Annotated in this window: 1 pseudogene; it reads right to left on the reverse strand. The window is 72.1% G+C overall.

Annotation, left to right across the window (positions count from 1 at the left end):
* Positions 1-358, reverse strand: a pseudogene (locus V2S66_RS34400) (hypothetical protein); the annotation flags it as partial.

Genomic DNA, 358 nt, shown 5'->3' on the forward strand with positions numbered 1-358 from the left:
CTCGTGGTCGTGGTGGTCGTGGTGGTGGGGGTGGTGCTGGTGGTGGTGGTCGGCTGCTGGTGCGTGGTCGAGGACGGTGGTGGCTGGGCTGTGCGTTGCGGTCTGTGGTCTGGTGCTGGTTGTGGGTGGGGGCGTTCGGGTTGGGGGGTGGTCGTGGGGGTGGGGCTGCGGGCGGTGGTGGGGCTCGGAGGGTGGGGGTGTGTCCGCGGGTGGTCTGGGTGGTCTGGGTGAGCGCAGGCTGCGTAGTGCGCTGGGCAGCAGGCACAGCCCGGCGGTGGTGATGAGCAGTCCGCTGAGCGTGCCCAGCCAGGTCAGGGCGTCCTCGCCGACCAGCGCGGAGGAGGCGCTGAGCGCGATG

Origin of the sequence: Actinacidiphila polyblastidii (genome assembly GCF_036353415.1) — a bacterium.
Lineage (GTDB): Bacteria > Actinomycetota > Actinomycetes > Streptomycetales > Streptomycetaceae > Actinacidiphila > Actinacidiphila polyblastidii.